The sequence below is a fragment of the Mycobacterium sp. E2699 genome, from assembly GCF_001666745.1.
Lineage (GTDB): Bacteria > Actinomycetota > Actinomycetes > Mycobacteriales > Mycobacteriaceae > Mycobacterium.
The window spans coordinates 63,761-81,962 of the sequence record NZ_LZJH01000108.1; the positions used below are offsets into that span (position 1 = coordinate 63,761).

14 protein-coding genes are annotated in these 18,202 nt (G+C 62.5%); 11 read left to right on the top strand and 3 right to left on the bottom strand.

Features of this window, described 5'->3' with window-relative positions:
• The first annotated feature begins 56 nt into the window (after positions 1-56).
• From A5696_RS19895 to A5696_RS27250, 7 genes are all read left to right on the top strand, one after another.
• On the top strand, positions 57-1,070 hold the full coding sequence (locus A5696_RS19895) for a Gfo/Idh/MocA family protein (protein WP_082969066.1): 1,014 nt from the start codon (positions 57-59) through the stop codon (positions 1,068-1,070).
• A complete protein-coding gene (locus A5696_RS19900; RefSeq protein ID WP_067882723.1) occupies positions 1,067-2,347 on the top strand; it encodes a glycosyltransferase in 1,281 nt (426 codons plus the stop codon). Before A5696_RS19895 ends, A5696_RS19900 begins: the two co-directional genes overlap by 4 nt.
• A 221-nt stretch (positions 2,348-2,568) precedes the next feature.
• A complete protein-coding gene (locus A5696_RS19905) occupies positions 2,569-3,516 on the top strand; it encodes a daunorubicin/doxorubicin resistance ABC transporter ATP-binding protein DrrA (RefSeq protein WP_067882724.1) in 948 nt (315 codons plus the stop codon).
• Positions 3,513-4,253 carry an ABC transporter permease gene (locus A5696_RS19910; RefSeq protein ID WP_067882725.1) on the top strand — a complete coding sequence of 247 codons (741 nt, stop codon included), beginning with the start codon at positions 3,513-3,515 and terminating at the stop codon, positions 4,251-4,253. The genes A5696_RS19905 and A5696_RS19910 overlap by 4 nt, the downstream gene beginning before the upstream one ends.
• A gap of 18 nt (positions 4,254-4,271) precedes the next feature.
• On the top strand, positions 4,272-5,045 hold the full coding sequence (locus tag A5696_RS19915; RefSeq protein WP_082956634.1) for an ABC transporter permease: 774 nt from the start codon (positions 4,272-4,274) through the stop codon (positions 5,043-5,045).
• Between the two features lie 128 nt (positions 5,046-5,173).
• Complete coding sequence (locus tag A5696_RS27745) at positions 5,174-6,151, top strand: hypothetical protein (protein ID WP_156738495.1); 978 nt, start codon at positions 5,174-5,176, stop codon at positions 6,149-6,151.
• Positions 6,152-6,503: 352 nt separating this feature from the next.
• Positions 6,504-7,301: a class I SAM-dependent methyltransferase gene (locus A5696_RS27250; RefSeq protein ID WP_197517024.1), complete on the top strand. Its 798-nt coding sequence runs from the start codon at positions 6,504-6,506 to the stop codon at positions 7,299-7,301.
• A 109-nt stretch (positions 7,302-7,410) separates the two neighbouring features.
• On the opposite strand, the gene A5696_RS19930 is transcribed toward A5696_RS27250, so the two are convergent.
• Positions 7,411-9,060: a GMC oxidoreductase gene (locus A5696_RS19930; RefSeq protein WP_067882727.1), complete on the bottom strand. Its 1,650-nt coding sequence runs from the start codon at positions 9,058-9,060 to the stop codon at positions 7,411-7,413.
• 417 nt (positions 9,061-9,477) lie between these two features.
• Here A5696_RS19930 and A5696_RS19935 point away from each other — a divergent pair, with 417 nt between their 5' ends.
• Positions 9,478-10,752 (top strand): glycosyltransferase, encoded by a 1,275-nt coding sequence (locus A5696_RS19935; protein ID WP_067882728.1) that lies wholly within the window; start codon positions 9,478-9,480, stop codon positions 10,750-10,752.
• Between the two features lie 66 nt (positions 10,753-10,818).
• Here the strand turns inward: A5696_RS19935 and A5696_RS19940 are convergent, their stop codons facing one another.
• Positions 10,819-12,033, bottom strand: coding sequence for a glycosyltransferase (locus A5696_RS19940; RefSeq protein ID WP_082956626.1), 1,215 nt, complete (start codon positions 12,031-12,033; stop codon positions 10,819-10,821).
• A gap of 290 nt (positions 12,034-12,323) precedes the next feature.
• On the opposite strand from A5696_RS19940, the gene A5696_RS19945 reads away from it, so the two are divergent.
• From A5696_RS19945 to A5696_RS19950, 3 genes are all read left to right on the top strand, one after another.
• Entirely contained in the window at positions 12,324-13,118 is a 795-nt protein-coding gene (locus A5696_RS19945) for a class I SAM-dependent methyltransferase (protein ID WP_067882730.1), read from the top strand.
• 600 nt (positions 13,119-13,718) lie between these two features.
• Positions 13,719-14,558 carry a class I SAM-dependent methyltransferase gene (locus tag A5696_RS27255; RefSeq protein WP_082969067.1) on the top strand — a complete coding sequence of 280 codons (840 nt, stop codon included), beginning with the start codon at positions 13,719-13,721 and terminating at the stop codon, positions 14,556-14,558.
• Between the two features lie 838 nt (positions 14,559-15,396).
• Positions 15,397-16,386 carry a Gfo/Idh/MocA family protein gene (locus tag A5696_RS19950; RefSeq protein ID WP_067882731.1) on the top strand — a complete coding sequence of 330 codons (990 nt, stop codon included), beginning with the start codon at positions 15,397-15,399 and terminating at the stop codon, positions 16,384-16,386.
• A 72-nt stretch (positions 16,387-16,458) separates the two neighbouring features.
• On the opposite strand, the gene A5696_RS19955 is transcribed toward A5696_RS19950, so the two are convergent.
• Positions 16,459-18,099 (bottom strand): GMC oxidoreductase, encoded by a 1,641-nt coding sequence (locus tag A5696_RS19955; protein WP_067882732.1) that lies wholly within the window; start codon positions 18,097-18,099, stop codon positions 16,459-16,461.
• Between the last annotated feature and the right edge of the window lie 103 nt (positions 18,100-18,202).

An 18,202-nucleotide genomic window follows, 5' to 3' on the forward strand; every position in this document is an offset into this window, starting at 1 on the left:
GATGTCGGCCGGGGATAAGCGCGGGCGTCGGATCAGTGCCTGAAAGCCCGGGCCCGGTGCGCATTGGTGTACTGGGCGCTTCGAAGTGGGCGCCGACGACGCTCATCAACCCCGCTCTGGAATGTACCGACGTCGTAGTCGCCGCGGCGGCATCACGCGACGTGTCCCGTGCGCGCGCCTTTGCCGCCAAGCACCGCATCACCCGGGTGCACGAAAACTATGAGGCGCTGATCGCCGACCCGGACCTGGACGCGGTCTACATCTTGGCGCCGACCGGCTGGCACGGCAGGTGGACCCGGGCTGCGCTTGACGCGGGCAAGCACGTGCTGTGCGAAAAGCCGTTCGCCGCCAATGCCGCCGAGGCCCGCGAAATCGCCGAGTTGGCCGCGAAGTCAGATCGGGTCGTCATGGAGGCGCTCCAGTACCGCTTCCATCCGTTGACGTTGCGCGTCGAGCAGATCATCGCTTCGGGGGAGCTGGGCAAGCTGCAGCGGGTCGAGGTCGCCGTGTGCGTATTGCTGCCCAAGCGTTCCAACAGCAACATCTACGACCACTCCCTTGCCGGCGGCGCGCTGATGACCGACGGAATTTACACGGTCGACATGCTGCGCACGTTCGGCGGTTCGACCCCGGAAGTGGTTGCGGCGCGGGCGAAACTGGAGAGCCCCGAGGTGGACAGGGTCATGACGGCCGAGCTGCGGTTTGCCGGCGGGCACACGGGCCGCCTGCACTGCGCGCTGTGGTCGTCGAGCCTGTTCTGGGCGAGCGCCAAGGTGGTCGGCGATAGCGGCCGGCTGCATTACCTCAGTCCGGCGGCCCCGCACCTTTTGCCCCGGCTCTCGATCCGCTCGGCCGGCGGCAAGCGTGTGGAGCGCTTCCCGCGGCGTACCAGCTATGCCTACCAGCTCGAGGCCTTCGCCGCGGCGGTGCTGCGCGGCGAACCGGTGAAGACGACGCCGGAAGCCGCGATCGAGAACATGTCCGTCATCGATGCGATCTACCGCGCCGCCGGTCTCTCGCTCCGCGAACCGGCCACGCCAGTCGACAGCCGAAAGGGCAGCCCGCCGTGAAGTTTGTGCTGGCATCCTACGGCGGTCGCGGCGATGTCGAGCCCGCCGTCGTCGTGGGTCGTGAGTTGCTGCGCCGCGGGCATGACGTGTGTATGGCCGTGCCGCCCAACCTGGTCGGCTTCGCGGAGGCGGCCGGGCTTGCTGCGTTCGCCTACGGGCTGGATTCGAAGGCCATCCTCGAAGTGCAGCGCAGATACTGGACGTGTTACTTCCGCACCCCTTGGAAGATCAGGGAATTGAACGCGTTGGGAGTAGAGACCCACGAGTTCGCCACCCGGTGCTGGGCGGAAATGTCCACCACGCTGGCATCGGTGGCGGGCGGGAGCGACCTGCTACTCACCGGCTTGATCTTCGAGCAGCCCGCAGCCAATGTCGCTGAGTATCACGACATTCCGTTGGCCACGCTGCATTTCTTCCCGGTGCGGGCCCACGGCCGGCTGCTGCCTTTCCTCCCTTCGCCGCTGAGCCGGATGGCAATGACCGCGAACGACTGGTTGGCGTGGCGCGGGACCCGGGAGCGCGAGGACGCGCAGCGAGGTGGTCTGGGCCTGCCGAAGGCCGCCGGCCCCGTACCCCGGCGGATCGCCGAACGCGGGTCACTGGAGATCCAGGCGTACGACGAGGTGATATTTCCCGGGCTGGCCGCCGAGTGGGCGAAATGGGATGGTCTCCGGCCCTTTGTCGGCGCGCTGGCGATGGAGTTGCCAACCGATGCCGATGAGGAGGTCATGTCCTGGATCGCCGCGGGGACGCCACCGATCTTCTTCGGGTTCGGCAGCATCCCGGTGGAATCGCCGGCCGACACGATTTCCATGATCGGGGCGGCCTGCGCGCGCCTGGGGGAGAGGGCATTGGTTGGCGCCGGCTCGACCGACTTCGGCAACGTTCCCCAGTTCGACCACGTCAAGGTGGTCGGCGTGGTCAACTACGCCACGATATTTCCGGCCTGCCGTGCGATCGTGCACCACGGTGGCGCGGGCACCCTGGCGGCGGGCCTGCGGGCCGGAGTTCCTCAGCTGATCCTCTGGACGTTGCCCGACCAACCGTTCTTCGCGGCTCAGCTCAAACGCCTGAAAGTGGGCGCCGGGCGGCGCTTTTCGACGACCACCGAGAAATCATTGGTCGCGGACCTGCAGCGGATCCTGGCTCCGCAATACGTCGCCCGGGCCCGCGAACTCGCCCCCCGCATCACCAAGCCTGCCGACAGCGCGGTGGCCGCCGCTGACCATGTGGAGCGTTTCGCCCGACTGCAAACTCGCCGCGGTTGCACGACATGATTCAGGCTTGGCTCGAAAAATCGCCGTTGAAGTAGTTGCGTCCACGACCCGCGGATAGCCGGTCAGGCGGCCGGGCCTTAAGCCGGAAGGGGCCCTGAAAATATTGACAGAACGGACATGGGAAAAATACAGCAGCGGAGAAGCCTTACGGTATCTCCCAGGGCGTCATCCCTCGACCATCCTTTTCCACGTACCACAGCTACTATGAAATACTTTCTGCGGTGAGCTCACTTGCGATCGAGGTTTCTGGCCTTGCGAAGACATTCGGGGGATCCACGCCTGCACTTTGTGGTGTGAGCTTTTCGGTTCCGGCGGGGACGGTGTGCGGCCTGCTCGGCCACAATGGCGCCGGCAAGACGACCACCATCAACATTCTGTCCACTCTTATCCGCCCGGATTCGGGCCGTGCCGTCGTGGCCGGATACGACGTCGTCGGCCAGGCCGCCCGAGTACGCGCCAGCATCGCGATGGCCGGGCAGTTCACCGCGATGGACCCTCTGCTTACGGCCCGGGAGAATCTGGTGTTGTTCGGCCGGCTGCGCGGACTGCCTCGCCGCCAGGCCAAAGTTCGCGCCGACGAGTTGATCGAACAGTTCGATCTTGTCGCGGCCGCCGACCGGCGGGTAAACACCTTTTCGGGGGGCATGTGGCGGCGCGTTGATCTGGCGACCGCTCTGGTGGTGCCGTCGAAGGTGCTTTTCCTTGACGAGCCGACCACGGGGTTGGACCCGCGCAGCCGCCGCGATGTCTGGGCCCTGGTCAGTTCGCTGGCTCAGCAAGACGTCACGGTGTTGCTGACCACGCAGTATCTGGAAGAGGCCGACGTGCTCAGCGACTCGATCGTCGTCATCGACCACGGGCAGGTGATCGCCAGCGGCACCGCCGACGATCTTAAGCGCCAGGTAGGCAGCAGCTACTGCCAGGTGACCCCGGCCAATCCGGCTGATTTGCCCCGGGTCGTGGCGGCGCTAGCCGGGTTTGACGGGATTGATATTGAGGCCGAGACGAACTCGGTATCTATGTTGGCCCCAGACGGGGTGGCCACGCTGGGGGAGGTGTTTCGCCGTGTCGATGCGCTGGGCATCGAACTCGTCGACATCTCGCTGCGCAAACCTTCGCTAGACGAGGCGTTTCTGCAGCTGACCGAACCGACCGTCGCCCAAATATGAACGCCCTGGTCGCCCTGACCGAACGTTCATTGATCGCCGCCGCGCGCGACGGCGGCATGATTTTCGAGATCCTCTCGCCCGCCGCGTATTTGGCACTCTTCACCGTGGCGTTGCACGGCCTAGTTGACACCGGCCGCATGAGTTATGCGCAGTATCTGGTGCCTGTTGTCGTCATCCAGTCGGTGATCTTCGTCGCGCTTCTAACCGGCGGCCGTGCCGCCTATGATCACCTGCTTGGGCTGACCCAACGGTTGGCGACGCTCCCGATCGCCATGGCAGTCCCCCTGGGCGCTCGCATGCTGGCCACCTTGATTCGGGCCGCATTCGCCCTGTCGGCGACCCTGGTCGCCGGCTATGCCTTCGGATTCCGGATGACGGGCGGACCCGGTTACGCGCTGGCCTTTGTGCTCGTCACGTTGTTCCTCTGCCTGGCGGTGGCGCTGGGCGCCGACGCGCTGGGGTCGGGGACCAAAAGTGTCGAGGGGACCGGCCAGCTAGTGAGGGCCCCCCAGCTGCTGCTTCTTCTGCTATCCACCGGAATCGCCCCGGAGAAAACCTTTCCCGACTGGTTGCGCCCGTACGTGCGTAATCAGCCGGTGTCACAGCTCGCCGAAACACTGCGCGGCCTGGCTACCGGGACGGTGGCGGTCCCCAACTTGGCGGCCAGCCTGGCCTGGTGTCTCGGCATGGTGCTGGTCTTCGGCGCGATCACCCTGCGCTTGCAGAGGCGGGGTTAAGTGATAACGCAGCTCAAAATGCAAGGCTCGTTGCTGACTCAGACCGGGGTGCAAGCCGGTCGACTCCTCACCCGGTGGCGGCGTGAGCGAGCCGTGATGACGGGATCGCTGGTCGTGCCTGTCTGCATCCTGCTCACCTACGAAGCGGTGCTAGGCGAGCAGGTGCATAAGGTCACCGGCGTAGCCAGTGTTTACGGCCTCGTCCCAGTGTGCGCCGTACTGTCGGGGGTGCTCGGCGCCCTGCGCACAGCGGACAGCATCGTGATGGACCGCCAGTTGGGGCTGCTCAGCCGGATGTGGGTGCTGCCGATACACCGGGCAAGCGCGCTCACCGGACGGTTGACCGCCGAGGCCGTGCGCGCGCTCATCGGAACGATCCTTATCACGGCCCTCGGAGTGGCCATGGGACTACGCTTCACGCACGGCTGGCCGGCGGCACTGCTGTACATTCTGATCCCGCCGATCGTAGTGGCCGGGTTCGCGGCGCTTGTGATGGCGCTTTCCATCCGCAAGAGTGCTCGTACCGCCATGACCTTGCTTACGACCGTGACCGTCTCGCTGGCGTTCATCAATCCCGGTATCACTCCAATCGCCCTGTTCCCAAAGTGGCTTCAGCCATGGGTCCGCGTGCAACCGATGTCGCCACCCATCGAGGTGATGCGGGCGCTGGCCCATGGCGGCCCCCTTGTGTGGCCTCTGGCGGTGACGCTCATCTGGGCATTCGCGCTAGTGGCATTGTTCATCCCGTTGGCCGTCCGCGGCTATCGGCTCGCCGCCGAGTCCAGCGTGTAAGAGGCGTTTCGGTACCCCGATCCACGCCCGAGTGATAGACACGACCACATGTATTATTCGAACAGGCCGCCGTCAGTGAGTGTTCCACTCACGGATGCGGCCGATCCGTCTTGGCTCCCAGCTAATCCATGAAGAAGATATTCATCGTTGCAACCAGCAACGTCACGGGCGGCGTAGAACTGTGCCATCAGCTCGCTGATAGGCTTAATCGTGACTCCAAACGTGCTTTTATCATATACACACCATTTCACCGAAAATGGGAAACCCCCGAACCTTACCAAAAATACAATGTCGATAGTGCACGCTTACGTGATGTTGAGCCTGGCTCGATAGTTGTTCTACCGGAGGTCTTGGTCTTCCTGGTTAATCGGTTTCCACAGGCCCAAGTATATCTCTGGTGGATGAGTGTAGACAATTTCTTCGGGTCAGCGGGTCGTACTTTTATGGGAAGACTCTTGGGAGCACAGCGCGTCGCAAAGAGGCAGTTAGGGCTCCTCCAACGCCGAGCCGCAAGGCACATGTATCAGAGTGAGTATGCGCGCGAGTTCTTAGATTCTGTTTTGCTAAAGCCAGCTTGCCGCCTCTCGGACTGCCTAGCAGATGAGTATATTCAGGCGATCGCGAACCCGCCCAATTGGCCTCGCGAAGATATTCTTGTCTACAATCCGGCGAAGGGGCTGCAACGGACCGAGTTGATCCTTAAGGCGCTGAATGATAGCGGTAGGCCGATGCCTAAAGTTGTTCCCCTAAAGGGTATGTCACTGTATCAGGTGCGAGCGCTTCTTGGACGCGCCAAGGTCTATATCGATTTCGGTGACCACCCCGGTAAGGACCGGATACCGCGGGAAGCGGCTGCGCTTGGTGCTTGCATCCTGGTAAACCGAAGAGGTAGTGCCGCAAATTCGATTGATGTGCCGATCGCCGAAGACTTAAAGATCGAAGACCGAAGCCCTGCTTTCGAAAGCCTTGCCGCGGATAAGATTCATTTCTTGATGAACGACTTTGAGCGCCAGCAAATGCGGTTCAACACCTATCGGCAAGCAATTGCACAGGAGCCTGCTGACTTCCTGGATGACGTCCGTGCCATTTTCCCCCCCAACATGTGAAATTGCTCTTCGTCCGGTTCTGACTGGCTGTATCACGGTGTTTTGCAATGTAGGTGGCCGATTTTCCTGGCCTGGGGGTGCGAAGCACGGCCCCAGAGGGCGTCTTGCGGCGGTTGTGAAGAGATCGATGGAAGCGCGCGAGGGGCGCCGAAAGGCAGCGCCGCGTTTGTTCGCGCCGACGAACCTAGCCGCGCTGGTGATACTGATACTACGGGCGGGGCAACCTTCACAGCTCTGCCGACTTGGTTGTCCTCAACTGTTTAGCACCCTGGCACATAGCAATCTTCAAATCGCATCAGCTAGTGGTCAAAACGTCGACGCCAGCCCAAGGCGATTGCGGCGTTTCCTAGAAATGGCCATCACCATCGTCGGCGTGGCCTCCGGGGTCGGCGGGATCAGCCCCAGGAGTTGGCGTAGAGTCGCCGGGCGACAAGTCGGGTGTGTCGAGGGGAATGCGGTGAAGCAACGGTTTCAAGACAAACTTAGCCAGCTTGGCCGTTACATGGGCTGGCAATCTCATTTTCGAGGTAACTACGATGTCGTGGCGCTCGCCCACTATGAAGCCGGTCTGCAGTCGGCGCGCTTCTACACTGAGCATCTGCTGACGGCGCGGGAGTTCGAGCGCCACGATGATCTGCTGCGGCATGCTGTCGGTTTAGCCAAAACTGATGGCTTATTCTTGGAGTTCGGCGTGGCCACGGGACGAACCATCAGCGTTATTGCCAACTCCCATACTGGACCGGTGTACGGGTTCGACTCGTTTGAGGGGTTGCCCGAATCGTGGTATGGCCAATATCAGCGCGGGGCGTTCGCCCGCGACGACCTTCCGCCCGTTCCAGCGAATGTGACATTGGTAAAGGGATGGTTCTCCGATACGTTGCCGAGGTTTCTCGCCGAACATCCCGAACCTGTGTCGTTTGCGCATATCGACTCGGACCTGTATTCATCAGCCGCATTCGTGCTGGCACAGCTAGGTGATCGCATCCGGTCTGGCGCAGTTCTGCTGTTTGACGAGTATTTCAACTATCCCGGCTGGCAACTGCATGAGCACAAAGCGTTCACCGAGTTCGTGGAAGGAAGACAACTGCAGTTTCGCTACGACTCGTTCCTGCGGTCCAGTCAGCCGGTGTGTGTTGTGATCGCTGACTAGCGGTGCCGGGTGCGATTTGCAATGCGTACACCGCGTCACCCCCAGCAGTGATCCGTACCGTGCCCGCCAACAACGAAGCCGCAGATGGACGCTATTTCCAGCTCGGCTGTCAGGTGGGGAAATGCACCTCGTTGATGTGGGTGGCCACACGCAGGGCGTTGGCGGCGACGGTCAAGCTTGGGTTCAGACCGGTGCTGGAGGGGAAGAACGAAGTGTCCACGATATAGAGGTTGTCCACGTCGTGCGCCCGGTTTTGGGGGTCGAGCACGCTGGCCTTGGGATCGGTGCCAAAGCGGCAGGTGCCGCAAACATGGCCCAGGGTCGTGTTGTTTTCGCCGGTGCGCAGGGTGAGTTTGCGAAATGGCTTTAACACTTCTTTCACCTGGCGCAAGAAAACCGCGCGGCGTTCGATCTCGCTGCGGTGCAGACGGTAGTGAAGCCGTAGCCGCTGGCGGCCATCGACGGTGGGCCGATCGAAGGGCAGCACGCGGTTGTCCAGGTAGGGCAGATCTTCCATGATCGCGGCCAGCACCAGTCCGCCGTTGACGAAGCGGTCATAGATTGGCCGGACCGCCGGGCTCATCAGGCGCAGCACCGTCGCTTGCCAGCCGGGGTGGTTGGTCAGCATGTCCATGGACGCCAGCGAGGCCATCGCACCCGCTGACTGCAGGGTGCCGTATTTCTGCCCCTCCCAGAAGTAAAAGTCGTTGAGCCCGACTTCCTTGTTCTCGGCCGTGATTTTGGAGCCCCGTTGCGGCCAGACCTGAATCCAGTCGTGGAGGTGGCGCATCAGGTTGCGTCCGACTAAGTCTGAGCCGTTGGCCAGTCCGCGTGGCCAATCAGCGGAGCGGGAGTTGAGTAGCAAGACCGGGGTGACCAGGGCGCCGGCGGCGAGTACCACGACTTTGGCTTGCAGGGTCAGCATGCCGGTGCGATGCGCACAGATGACGTGGCGGACTCGGGTGCGGTCGGCTTCCAGGCGTACGACACGGCATTCGGTCAGCAGCCCAGCGCCGTGTTCGGTGATCGCGGGCAGCACGCCGTTGCGGGCGGCGTCGTTTTTGCAGGAGCGAGGACACAGGAAAGCCTGGCAGGTGGCGCAGCCCTCGGTGTAATCGCAGGCCATGGGCAGGTGGTAGGGGTGTAGTCCGCGCCCGGTCAGGTAGTCGACCAGCGGTTGGTTGTCGGGCGAGAACGGCGGTGCCGCGGGCAGGCCGACGTCGGCGGCCTCGGGACGTAGGGGGTCGGGTTGGCCGCGCACTCCGAGCAGTTTTTCGGCTTGGGCGTACCAGGGGCTTAGCTGGTCGTAGGTGATGGGCCAGGCCTCAGGCACGCTGGATTGGCCGGGGTGGCGGAAGTTTTGCCGGGGGGTGAAGTCTTGGGTGAAAAAGCGTTCGCAGACCATGCCGTACAGGGCTGAGGAGCCGCCGGTGCCGCTGCCGATGAACGGTACGAATCGCTTCGGGAGGCGTCCGCTGATGTCTTCGATCTCGTCGGTGCTGCGTCCGGCCCGGGCCAAGGCGTCGTAATAGGTATCTGGCGAACGGTAGGCCCGCGGCTCGGCCAGTTCGGGCATGGCAGCGCGAATGGTTTCGGGCGCCCCGGGGAGTGTCGAGCGCCCCTTTTCGACGAATAACACCCGCCGACCGGATCGGGCCAGTCGGTGGCCCAGCATCCCGCCACCCATCCCGGTGCCCACGACTATTACGTCCCACAGCACGCGTTCGGCCTCGCGCGCGGTTAGGTCGCCGTCAGCCAAATCACGCTCCTCAGCGGATGATGGCCCAAGCATGGCCCGGCCTGGGCAAACCGAGATCGTACCATTTGCTGCGTACCCGACCATGGCACAAACCTCGGTGCCCGAGGCGGCCGGAATGCGTTGCCGCTCAGGACGGCTGCATCGGCGCGAACGCGCGACATACGCGGCGGCTCGCAGGTCGCGGATGGGCCTGGCGCACCTCGCTCTCAACGCCTCCCAGCCATAGGCGGGCAGCGGCATCCCGTCCGCGTGGGCGCTTTGCAGCGCAGAACGGTCCACTCCGCGCCGGAACCAACGGTGAACGATCCACCCCCGAGGCGACTGGCCGAACGCGCAGTCGACCGCCGAAGAACCGGTAATAATGACCGATGCCACTGACTTTGCCTATGCGCATGAGGCTGAAAGGCTAGATCCACTATGAAAGTTGTGCTGGCAAGTTATGGAATGCGCGGCGATGTCGAGCCCGCCGTCGTCGTGGGTCGTGAGTTGCTGCGCCGGGGGCATGACGTGTCGATGGCCGTGCCGCCAAACTTGGTTGGCTTCGCCGAGGCGGCCGGGCTCACGGCGCTCGCTTACGGACTGGACTCGCGACCGCTTGTGGAAGCGCAGCGCGACTACTGGACGTGTTTCTTCCGCAGCCCCTGGCGGACCCGGGAACTGGACAGATTGGGGCGCAAGATTTCGGATTTCGTTACCCAGTGCTGGACACAGGAGGCAACCACGACGCTGAAGTCACTGGCTGAAGGGGCCGACCTACTTATCGCCGGTCTGGGTTTCGAGCAGTTCGCTGCCAATGTAGCGGAGCATTACGACCTTCCATTGGCCACGCTGCATTTCCTTCCGATGCGGGCCAACGGCCACCTTCTGCCATTGCTGCCGGCGCCGTTGGGCCGCTCCGCAATGACGATGTACGAACGGCTGTCTTGGGGCGGTGCGGTGAAGGACGTTGAGGAGGCGCAGCGTCGTGAACTCGGACTGCTCGACGCAACATGCCCTTGGCCCCGCCGCATCGCCGAGCGCGGATCTCTGGAAATCCAGGCCTACGACGAGGTGTGCTTTCCCGGGCTGGCGGCCGAATGGGCGAAGTGGGACGGCCAGCGGCCCTTTGTCGGCACGCTGGCGTTGGAATTGCCAACAGCTGTCGACGAGGAGGTCGCCTCATGGATCGCCGCGGGTACACCACCGATTTTCTTCGGCTTTGGCAGCATTCCGCTCGGATCTGCCGCCGACACGATCGCGATGATCGGCGCGGCCTGCGCACAGCTGGGCGAGCGGGCGTTGGTCGGCTCTGGCGGAACTGACTTCAGCCGCGCCCCCCATTTCGAGCACGTCAAAGTGGTGGGCACGATGAATTACGCCGCGATCTTTCCAGCCTGCCGCGCCGTCGTGCATCACGGTGGCGGTGGCACCACAGCCGCCGGTTTGCGCGCAGGAGTTCCCACATTGATCCTCTGGACGTTCATCGATCAGCCGCTTTTTGGAGCCGCGGTCAAACGGTTGAAGGTTGGCACCGCCCGGCGCTTGTCGACGACTACCGAGAAGTCGCTGGTTGCGGACCTGCGTCGGATACTTGCGCCGGAATACCTCACCCGGGCCCGCGAATTGGCCACCCGGATGACCAAACCCGCCGAAAGCGTCACAGCCGCCGCTGATCTCGTGGAGGATTTCGCCCGCTTGCGGCGGGTTAGCTGATTGGCGTCAGCCGCGTCTGAGAGCAACGGTCTGTCTTCGGCCGGAAATCCATCTCGGGCATGCATCTCAACGCAGGCCAAGAATGGTGACGAGTTCGTCGTCGTGACGTTCACGTTCGAAGCGCTGCGTCGTTTCCGCCGCACGAACAGCGAGTTTACGCCGCAGATCCTCGTCGGACTGGAGCGTCATGAGGTTTGCTGCGAGTGCGTGCGCGTCCCCGGCGGGGCTTAGCAGTCCGTTGACTCCCGGCTCGATGATCTCCGAGGTACCACCCGAGCTCGTCCCGCACACCGGCAATCCGGCTCTCATCGCCTCGGCGGTAACGCGGCCGAATGCCTCGCGTTGGCTGCACATCAGACCGACATGGGCAGCCGCCCAATAGCGTCCGAGGTCGCGGGTTGGTTGGTGAATATTCACTAGGTCCTCGACGCCCAAGCGTCGTGCGAGCTTGCGAAGTGGTTTGTGGCTGCCGGCACCGACGAGCGTCAGCTCGATGTCGACGCCGGCCTTCCGGGCGATGCCTATAGCCTCGATTGCTAAGCGCTGTCCCTTGGCTTGAGATAAATAACCGATGAGGACGACGCGCATGGGCTCGCCGGGGTGCCGTTCGGGTGGCGTGCCGAGTGGGGTGTCGACGACCGGGTAGAGCACGCGCGTCTTCATCTTTGGTTCCATTGCGAGCAGAGCCTGCTCGACCGCACGCGAATTGCAGATCACCGACTCAGACAGCTGGTTGATCAGGCGGATGGTCCTGCGGTAACCGAAGAGGAACCAAAGCCCATGGTCGTCTCTTCCAAATTCGCGGACCATCCAGTAGTGCGGGATGCCGAGCATTTTGGCGGCGATCGCATGCGACGGAATGAGCATGGTGTTGCTGAGGACAACCGTCGGACGCAGGCGAGCAAGGAGGAACACTGCTTGAACGATGCCTGGAACCAGAATCACGGAGTAGGGAAGCGCGCCGACGAGTGCGTGAATGCCTGGCATGCGCGGCCACTTCCCAAAAGCCCACCACGGTGTCCACGCGATCTCGGTCTGGATACCGTCCAGAGCGCACTGCTCCGCCACGCTTCCCTTCTGCGGAACGACGGCGACAAGTTCCAGGTCCGGGCGTTTTTTCTGGAGCGCCAACAGCATGTCACGAAATCCCACGACGCCGCCGCCGCCGAAGGTACCCACGTTGGAGACCACCACTACCCGGGGCAGCGGGCTCCGTCTGCCTAATGCCCTGATTGCTCGAAGCCGAGGTCCCATGCGGCGCAAGGTATCGATGGCGAACATTTGTGCTGAGTGTATGCGAATGGCGCATTTGCGTAATGCCAACCAGTGTCAATCCGACGTGCTAGCGGGGCGTCGATTGAGCGTGCGGCTGTGACAGGCGATCTGAAAGGTTTCGGCCGGCCTGATCGATATGGTCCCGGGCTGTTGATTAGCCGCTTCGGGACTAATCATCATGATCAGGAGGCCAGTGCGTGCGGGCCGATCGTTGCGCTACGGCCACAGAGAAATGACGCCATCCATGTCGGAGAACGATTGAAATTCTTGCTGGTCCGCCGAGTATCGTCAGCACGATGACCAAGGCCGAGACCATCACACTGCCCGAGACGGCGTTGCTGACGCTGTGGAGCCGCGCGAACGAAGCGCGGCGCCAAGGCGGAATAATTGACGATCCGATGGCCGTTCGGCTGATGGATTCGATCGACTACGACTTCAGCAAGTTCAGCGCCCCTGGCACTCGCCAGGACATCGCGCTGAGGGCCCTTGCGTTCGATAACCACGCCCACCGCTATCTCGCTGACCACCAGGAAGCGACCGTCGTCGCTCTCGGCGAAGGGCTGCAGACAAGCTTCTGGCGTCTCGACGCCGCCGGCCTCGGTGGTCAATTTCGTTGGCTGACTGTGGATCTGCCGCCGATTATCGAGCTTCGCGAGCGGCTGTTGCCGCATTCGCCGCGCATATCCACATGCGCGCAGTCGGTGCTGGACTTCACCTGGATGGATCGGGTGGACCCGGAAAACGGCGTGTTCATCACCGCCGAGGGCCTGCTGCCGTACCTGCAGCCCGAGCAGGCGTTCAGCGTGATCCGCGAATGCGCGCGCCGCTTCCCAGGCGGCCAGATGATCTTCGACCTGCCGAATAAATTTCAGGCTTTCCTGGCCCGACAGCGTGTCTGGACAACTTTGCGCGGTGGATGGCCGCGGACGCCGTTCAGCCTCTCCGCGAGGGAGATTGCCGGCCTGCCGAACGCCGTGCCGGGCATTCGGGCTGTCCAAAATGTGAGGCCGCCCCGCGGGGGCGGACCGGTGCTGGACCAATTGGTGTGGCCGACGGTTGCGGCCCTGCCCCTGCTCGAGTTCGGCTCGTAGTAATGTGCGCCGGAAATCTGCGCGAGCTAAGCCCAGGTTCCAGGCGGCGCACGGTACCGACGTGCGTCCGGCTTGCCTATTGGCCAGGAATCGACGTGTGACACAATGTCGCTGACGAGATCACCCAGGGCAGAGATGGCATCTCTGCATCCGTGATGACAGCCTGGCCGTGAAGACGTGTGCGCAAGCTGACACCGACTACCGTGTTTTCGGGGTTACAGCTGGTTTGCGTGATTGTTTCCGCTGAGCAAAGCTACAGCGCAGTTTGCTGGCCGCATGGAGACTCTTACGCCTGTAAATTGCCTACTTCAGTCATCAACGGACTTTCAAACCCATGCACACCGGGTCGCAGGCCGAACTCTGAAAAGCTGGTTGCTTCCCCGGCTGATTTGCTCGATATTAGCCCTTTCAATAGCTCTCATACGCTGACAGGCGGAGCTTGGCTGATTTAGGACGCTGGGCTGGCTGCCCGCGCCGCCCTTGACGCAACCCTTGCGTCTTAAAGCGCTTCGCGTCGCTTGGCGATGAGGCTTCGGCCACCTCTTGACCGGCGAGCCTGCCCGGGATACGGTCCGGGTCGGACTACGTGCGAGAGGTGCAATGGGGATCCGCAGAACGTTAATAGAGTTCAAGCCAGCCTTAAACGCATTCTATGCCTGTGCATATCCATTGTTTCGAATTCGGCTCTTATTAGCAACGTTTCGCGACCGAAGAGCTAGTAGAGATCCGACGCTGAGGCCGGTCCCTCCGGCTAGATTGCGATGGCGAATCCAGGCGAATGAGGACCTGAATGCATACCTCGAAGCTGGGAAAGTAATTGCGCAGAGTATTCAGGACCTGTGCGCGATTGCGGGCCGCGATTTCGACTCTTTCACGGATATTTTAGATTTCGGAAGTGGTTGCGGGCGGGTAATCCAAAATTTCCGAGGTCGGTCTACGTCATGCACTTTGTACGCCACAGACATTGATCCGGAGTTGGCGAGCTGGGGCAAGGGCAACCTACCTGATATCCGTTGGAGTGTAAATGGTCACCGACCACCATTGCCTTTTGACGCAAATGCATTTGATTTGATTTACGGCATATCTGTTTTTTCCCACTTGGACGAGGACTTCCAGCATGCATGGCTTCGCGAGCTCCAACGCGTCGCGCGACCTGGAGCAATTCTAATATTAACGGTGCAGGGCGAAAATACAATGAAATGGCTTCGCAAGGATAGTTCTTATTCGGACACGGTTAATGAGCGTGGATTTATATTCGTTACCTTGTCAAAAGGAAGGTTTAAGCTCGATGGATTCCCTGACTTTTACCAGGCCGCTTTTCATACGAAGGAGTACGTTTATAAGGAGTGGTCGGCGTATTTCGACATAGTAGATTATATTGAACGTGGGATTGATCCGCAGGATGCGGTGGTCCTACGAAAGCCTATGAATCCCGTGTAGTGGACTTGTGGAACCTTGCCAATACGCCGCGTCACGAACGCCTGGAAGCACACGCCTGCGGATGCGTGCCCGCCCTTTCTGCAGGCGTCTGTTAGCAGAGACAGCGCGAAATGCATAGGACGAGGTCGAGCGCTAACCAGCGAAATTGGGCATTTATTGTCAGTCTGGCCGTTGTCTCTCGGTCTTCTTAGACAAGCTGTATCCGGTCTTGGCTTGCGGCTCGACTTGTGCGTTCCAATCATGTACCGACTTGGCGATAATTGTGTTGACTACGGTTTTTAGAAACGTAGCAGGGTCGCCGCTCAGTGGCGTTTCGGGCTGAACACGCTGCGGCGCTGTGTAAGCGCCGCCCCGGTCGCCCAAAATCGGGCTGTGTCCGAATCAGTCATCGTCACTCAGCTGACGGACAACCGCCAGCTCGGCGCGACCGTACATCAATGCGTCTGCTGCATCTGTCGTTTCACGTGTGCATGCGAGGTCCTGAGAATGCCGAGATTGTGAGGCGCTGGTCCGACGGGCGTCCTGCGCGCTGGGCGGTGCTGCTCCGCACGGCCCAGCTCATGCACGACAGGCCGGTTCTCGTACCAGGCCCGCTTTTGCTGAGTGGCGTTTTCGCCTGAAGCATGCGTATCCGCAAAGTCGTCGACATCCACAGGACTAGCTGTGATCTCTCGGAGCAAGAAGTCTTTGGGACGTTCTCCGCCATTGGCGTTACCGCGCGATCTGCACGGGGCCCGAGTTATGCGCCGACATCGGTCCCTCATGGGTCAGACAAGTGCGCCGCATAGTCTCAGCCGATCTCCGTAGCGAGCCGGATCCCGGTGCTACGATCCCGTCCATGTCTGGACCCGGCGCCCCGATGCGGATCGGCCTGCTCGGGGCAGCGCGCCTCGCATCGTCGGCGGTCATCAAGCCGGCCAAGGAAAACGACGAAGTCGTGGTGGCGGCGGTCGCCGCTCGCGATGTGTCGCATGCTCAAGCCTTTGCCGCAGAACACGGTATCGGCCGGGTGCACGAAAGCTATGAGGCGCTGCTCGACGACCCCGACCTGGATGCGGTCTACAACCCGCTGCCGACCAGCTTGCACGGCAGGTGGACCCGGGCTGCGCTTGATGCGGGCAAGCACGTGCTATGCGAAAAGCCGTTGACCGCCAATGCCGATGAGGCCCGCGAGATCGCCGAATTGGCCGCCAAGGCAGACCGGGTGGTAATGGAGGCGTTTCATTACCGCTATCACCCGTTTGCTTCGCGCGTCGAGGAAATCATTGCTTCGGGGGAACTCGGCGAGCTGCGGCGGGTAGAGGTGGACTGGTGTTACTGGATGCCGAAATTCTCCGCCAACCGCTACAACTACTCCCTTGGCGGTGGTGCGCTAATGGACCTGGGCTGCTATGCGGTCGATATGGCGCGCACGTTCGGCGGTTCGACCCCGGAAGTCGTTTCGGCACGGGCGAAACTGCGTAGTCCCGAGGTGGACCGGGTCATGACGGCGGATTTGCGGTTCGCGGGCGGCCACACCGGCCGGATTCACTGCTCGATGTGGTCGACCGATCTCCCGCGGTTCACCGCCAGGCTCGTTGGCGATCGCGGCAAGCTGCGGCTGCATCCGCTGATGCCATTCCAGCGGTTCTCCGTCCGCTCGGCCAACGGCAAGCGTGTAGAGCAGTTCCCGGCCCGCGCCACCTATGCCTATCAACTGGAGGCTTTCGCCGCGGCCGTCCTGCGCGGGGAACCGGTGAAGACGGGCCCGCAAGACGCGGTCGAGAACATGACCGTGATCGATGCGATGTATCGCGCTGCGGGCCTTTCGCCCCGAATGCCGCTCTGAACGGAATCCTTTCGCGCCGTTGGTATCCGGACGATCAGCGGGGCGCCACATCCGCGGAGCGGATCGGTCGGGTCACGCGGCGAAATGGGCGTCGTTGACATGCGCGGCTACCCGCAGGGCGTTTGCAGCGACGGTCAAGCTGGGGTTTAAACCTGCGCTGGACGGGAAGAACGAGGCGTCCACCACATAGAGGTTGTCAACTTCGTGGGCCCGGTTGTGCGGGTCCAGCACACTGGTTTTGGGATCTGTACCAAAGCGGCATGTGCCGCAGACATGGCCAAGGTTCACGTTTTCTTCGCCGCTGCCGAGGCCGATCTGCCGAAACGGCTTCAACACGTCTTTCAGCTCCGACAAGAATGCCGCGTGGCGCTCGATCTCGCTCGCGTGTAGTCGATACTCAAGCCGCAGCCGCTGGCGACCGTCCGATTTGGGCCGATCGGAGGGCAGGACGCGGTTATCCAGGTAGGGCAGATCTTCCATGATCGCGACGAGCACCAATCCGCCCGTGAAAAACCGCTCGTAGACCCGCCGCACCGCGGGGCTCATCAATCGCATGGCCTTCCCCTGCCAGTTGGGGCGGTGCGTCACCATCTCCATGGGCGGTATCGCACCGAATGACTGCACGGTGCCGTATTTCTGGCCGTTCCAGAAATAAAAGTCGTTGAGCCCGATCTCCTTATTCTCTGCGGTGATCTTGCTGCCGGGTTGCGGCCAGATCTGGATTGGGTCAGCCAGATGGCGCATCAGGTTGCGTCCCACGAGGTCTGAGCCGTTGGCTAATCCACGTGGCCAATCGCCAGAGCGGGAATTGAGCAACAGCACCGGGGTGACCAGCGCCCCGGCGGCCAGCACCACCACCTTGGCCTTGAGGGCCAGCGTGCCGGAGCGATGCTGACAGATCACTTGCCGGACCTGGGTGCAGTCGGCGTCCAGGCGCACGACCCGGCATTCGGTCAGCAGGTGGGCGCCGTGTTCGGCGACGGCGGGGAGCACGCCGTTGCGGGCGGCGTCGTGTTTGCACGACTGCGGGCACAGGTAGCTCTGGCAGGTGGTACAACCGTCGGTGTAATCGCAGGCCATCGGCAGGTGGTAGGGATGCAGTCCGCGGCTTGAGAAATAGTCGACGAGCGGCTGGTTATCGACCGAGAACGGCGGTGCCGGGGGCAGGCCCACTTCGGCGGCCTCCGGGCGCATGGGGTCGGGCTGGCCGCGGACTCCCAGCAGCTTTTCGGCCTGCGCGTACCAGGGGCTCATCTGCTCGTAGGTAAGCGGCCAGGCCTCGGGCACGGTGGACTCGCCGGGGTCGCGGAAGTTTTGCCGCGGGGTGAAGTCGCCGGCGAAAAAGCGCTCGCAGACCATCCCGTACAGGGCCGAGGACCCCCCCGTTCCGCTGCCCATGAACGGCACAAACCGCTTCGAGCGCCGCCCGCTGACGTCTTCGATCTCGTCGGTCGAGCGTCCGGCCCGCGCCAGGGCATCGTAGTAGGCCTGAGGGGACCCGGCGGTCCACGGCTCGGCAAGTTCGGGGATCGCGGAGCGGATCGTTCCGGGCGTACCGGGAAGTGTCGAGCGCCCTTTTTCCACGAACAGCACCCGGCGGCCGAAGCGGGCCAGCTGGTAGCCCAGCATCCCACCGCCCATGCCGGTGCCCACGACGATGACGTCCCACACCAAGCGTTCGATGTCGCGTGCATTCAGTTCGCCGTCCGGCAATCAAGCTCCTCAGCGGATGATCGGCCAAAGCTTGGCCTGGTCTGAGCGAATCGGGATCGTATCACCCGCCGTCAGCAACGGCCCACCGTCGTTCCCTGCGCGC

Coding starts and splice junctions, on each gene's coding strand:
- A5696_RS27745 (WP_156738495.1), top strand. CDS start 5,174: ATGAAGAAGATATTCATCGTTGCAACCAGCAACGTCACGGGCGGCGTA.
- A5696_RS27255 (WP_082969067.1), top strand. CDS start 13,719: ATGGGGATCCGCAGAACGTTAATAGAGTTCAAGCCAGCCTTAAACGCA.
- A5696_RS19950 (WP_067882731.1), top strand. CDS start 15,397: ATGTCTGGACCCGGCGCCCCGATGCGGATCGGCCTGCTCGGGGCAGCG.
- A5696_RS27250 (WP_197517024.1), top strand. CDS start 6,504: ATGGCCATCACCATCGTCGGCGTGGCCTCCGGGGTCGGCGGGATCAGC.
- A5696_RS19945 (WP_067882730.1), top strand. CDS start 12,324: ATGACCAAGGCCGAGACCATCACACTGCCCGAGACGGCGTTGCTGACG.
- A5696_RS19935 (WP_067882728.1), top strand. CDS start 9,478: ATGAAAGTTGTGCTGGCAAGTTATGGAATGCGCGGCGATGTCGAGCCC.
- A5696_RS19910 (WP_067882725.1), top strand. CDS start 3,513: ATGAACGCCCTGGTCGCCCTGACCGAACGTTCATTGATCGCCGCCGCG.
- A5696_RS19940 (WP_082956626.1), bottom strand. CDS start 12,033: ATGTTCGCCATCGATACCTTGCGCCGCATGGGACCTCGGCTTCGAGCA.
- A5696_RS19915 (WP_082956634.1), top strand. CDS start 4,272: ATGCAAGGCTCGTTGCTGACTCAGACCGGGGTGCAAGCCGGTCGACTC.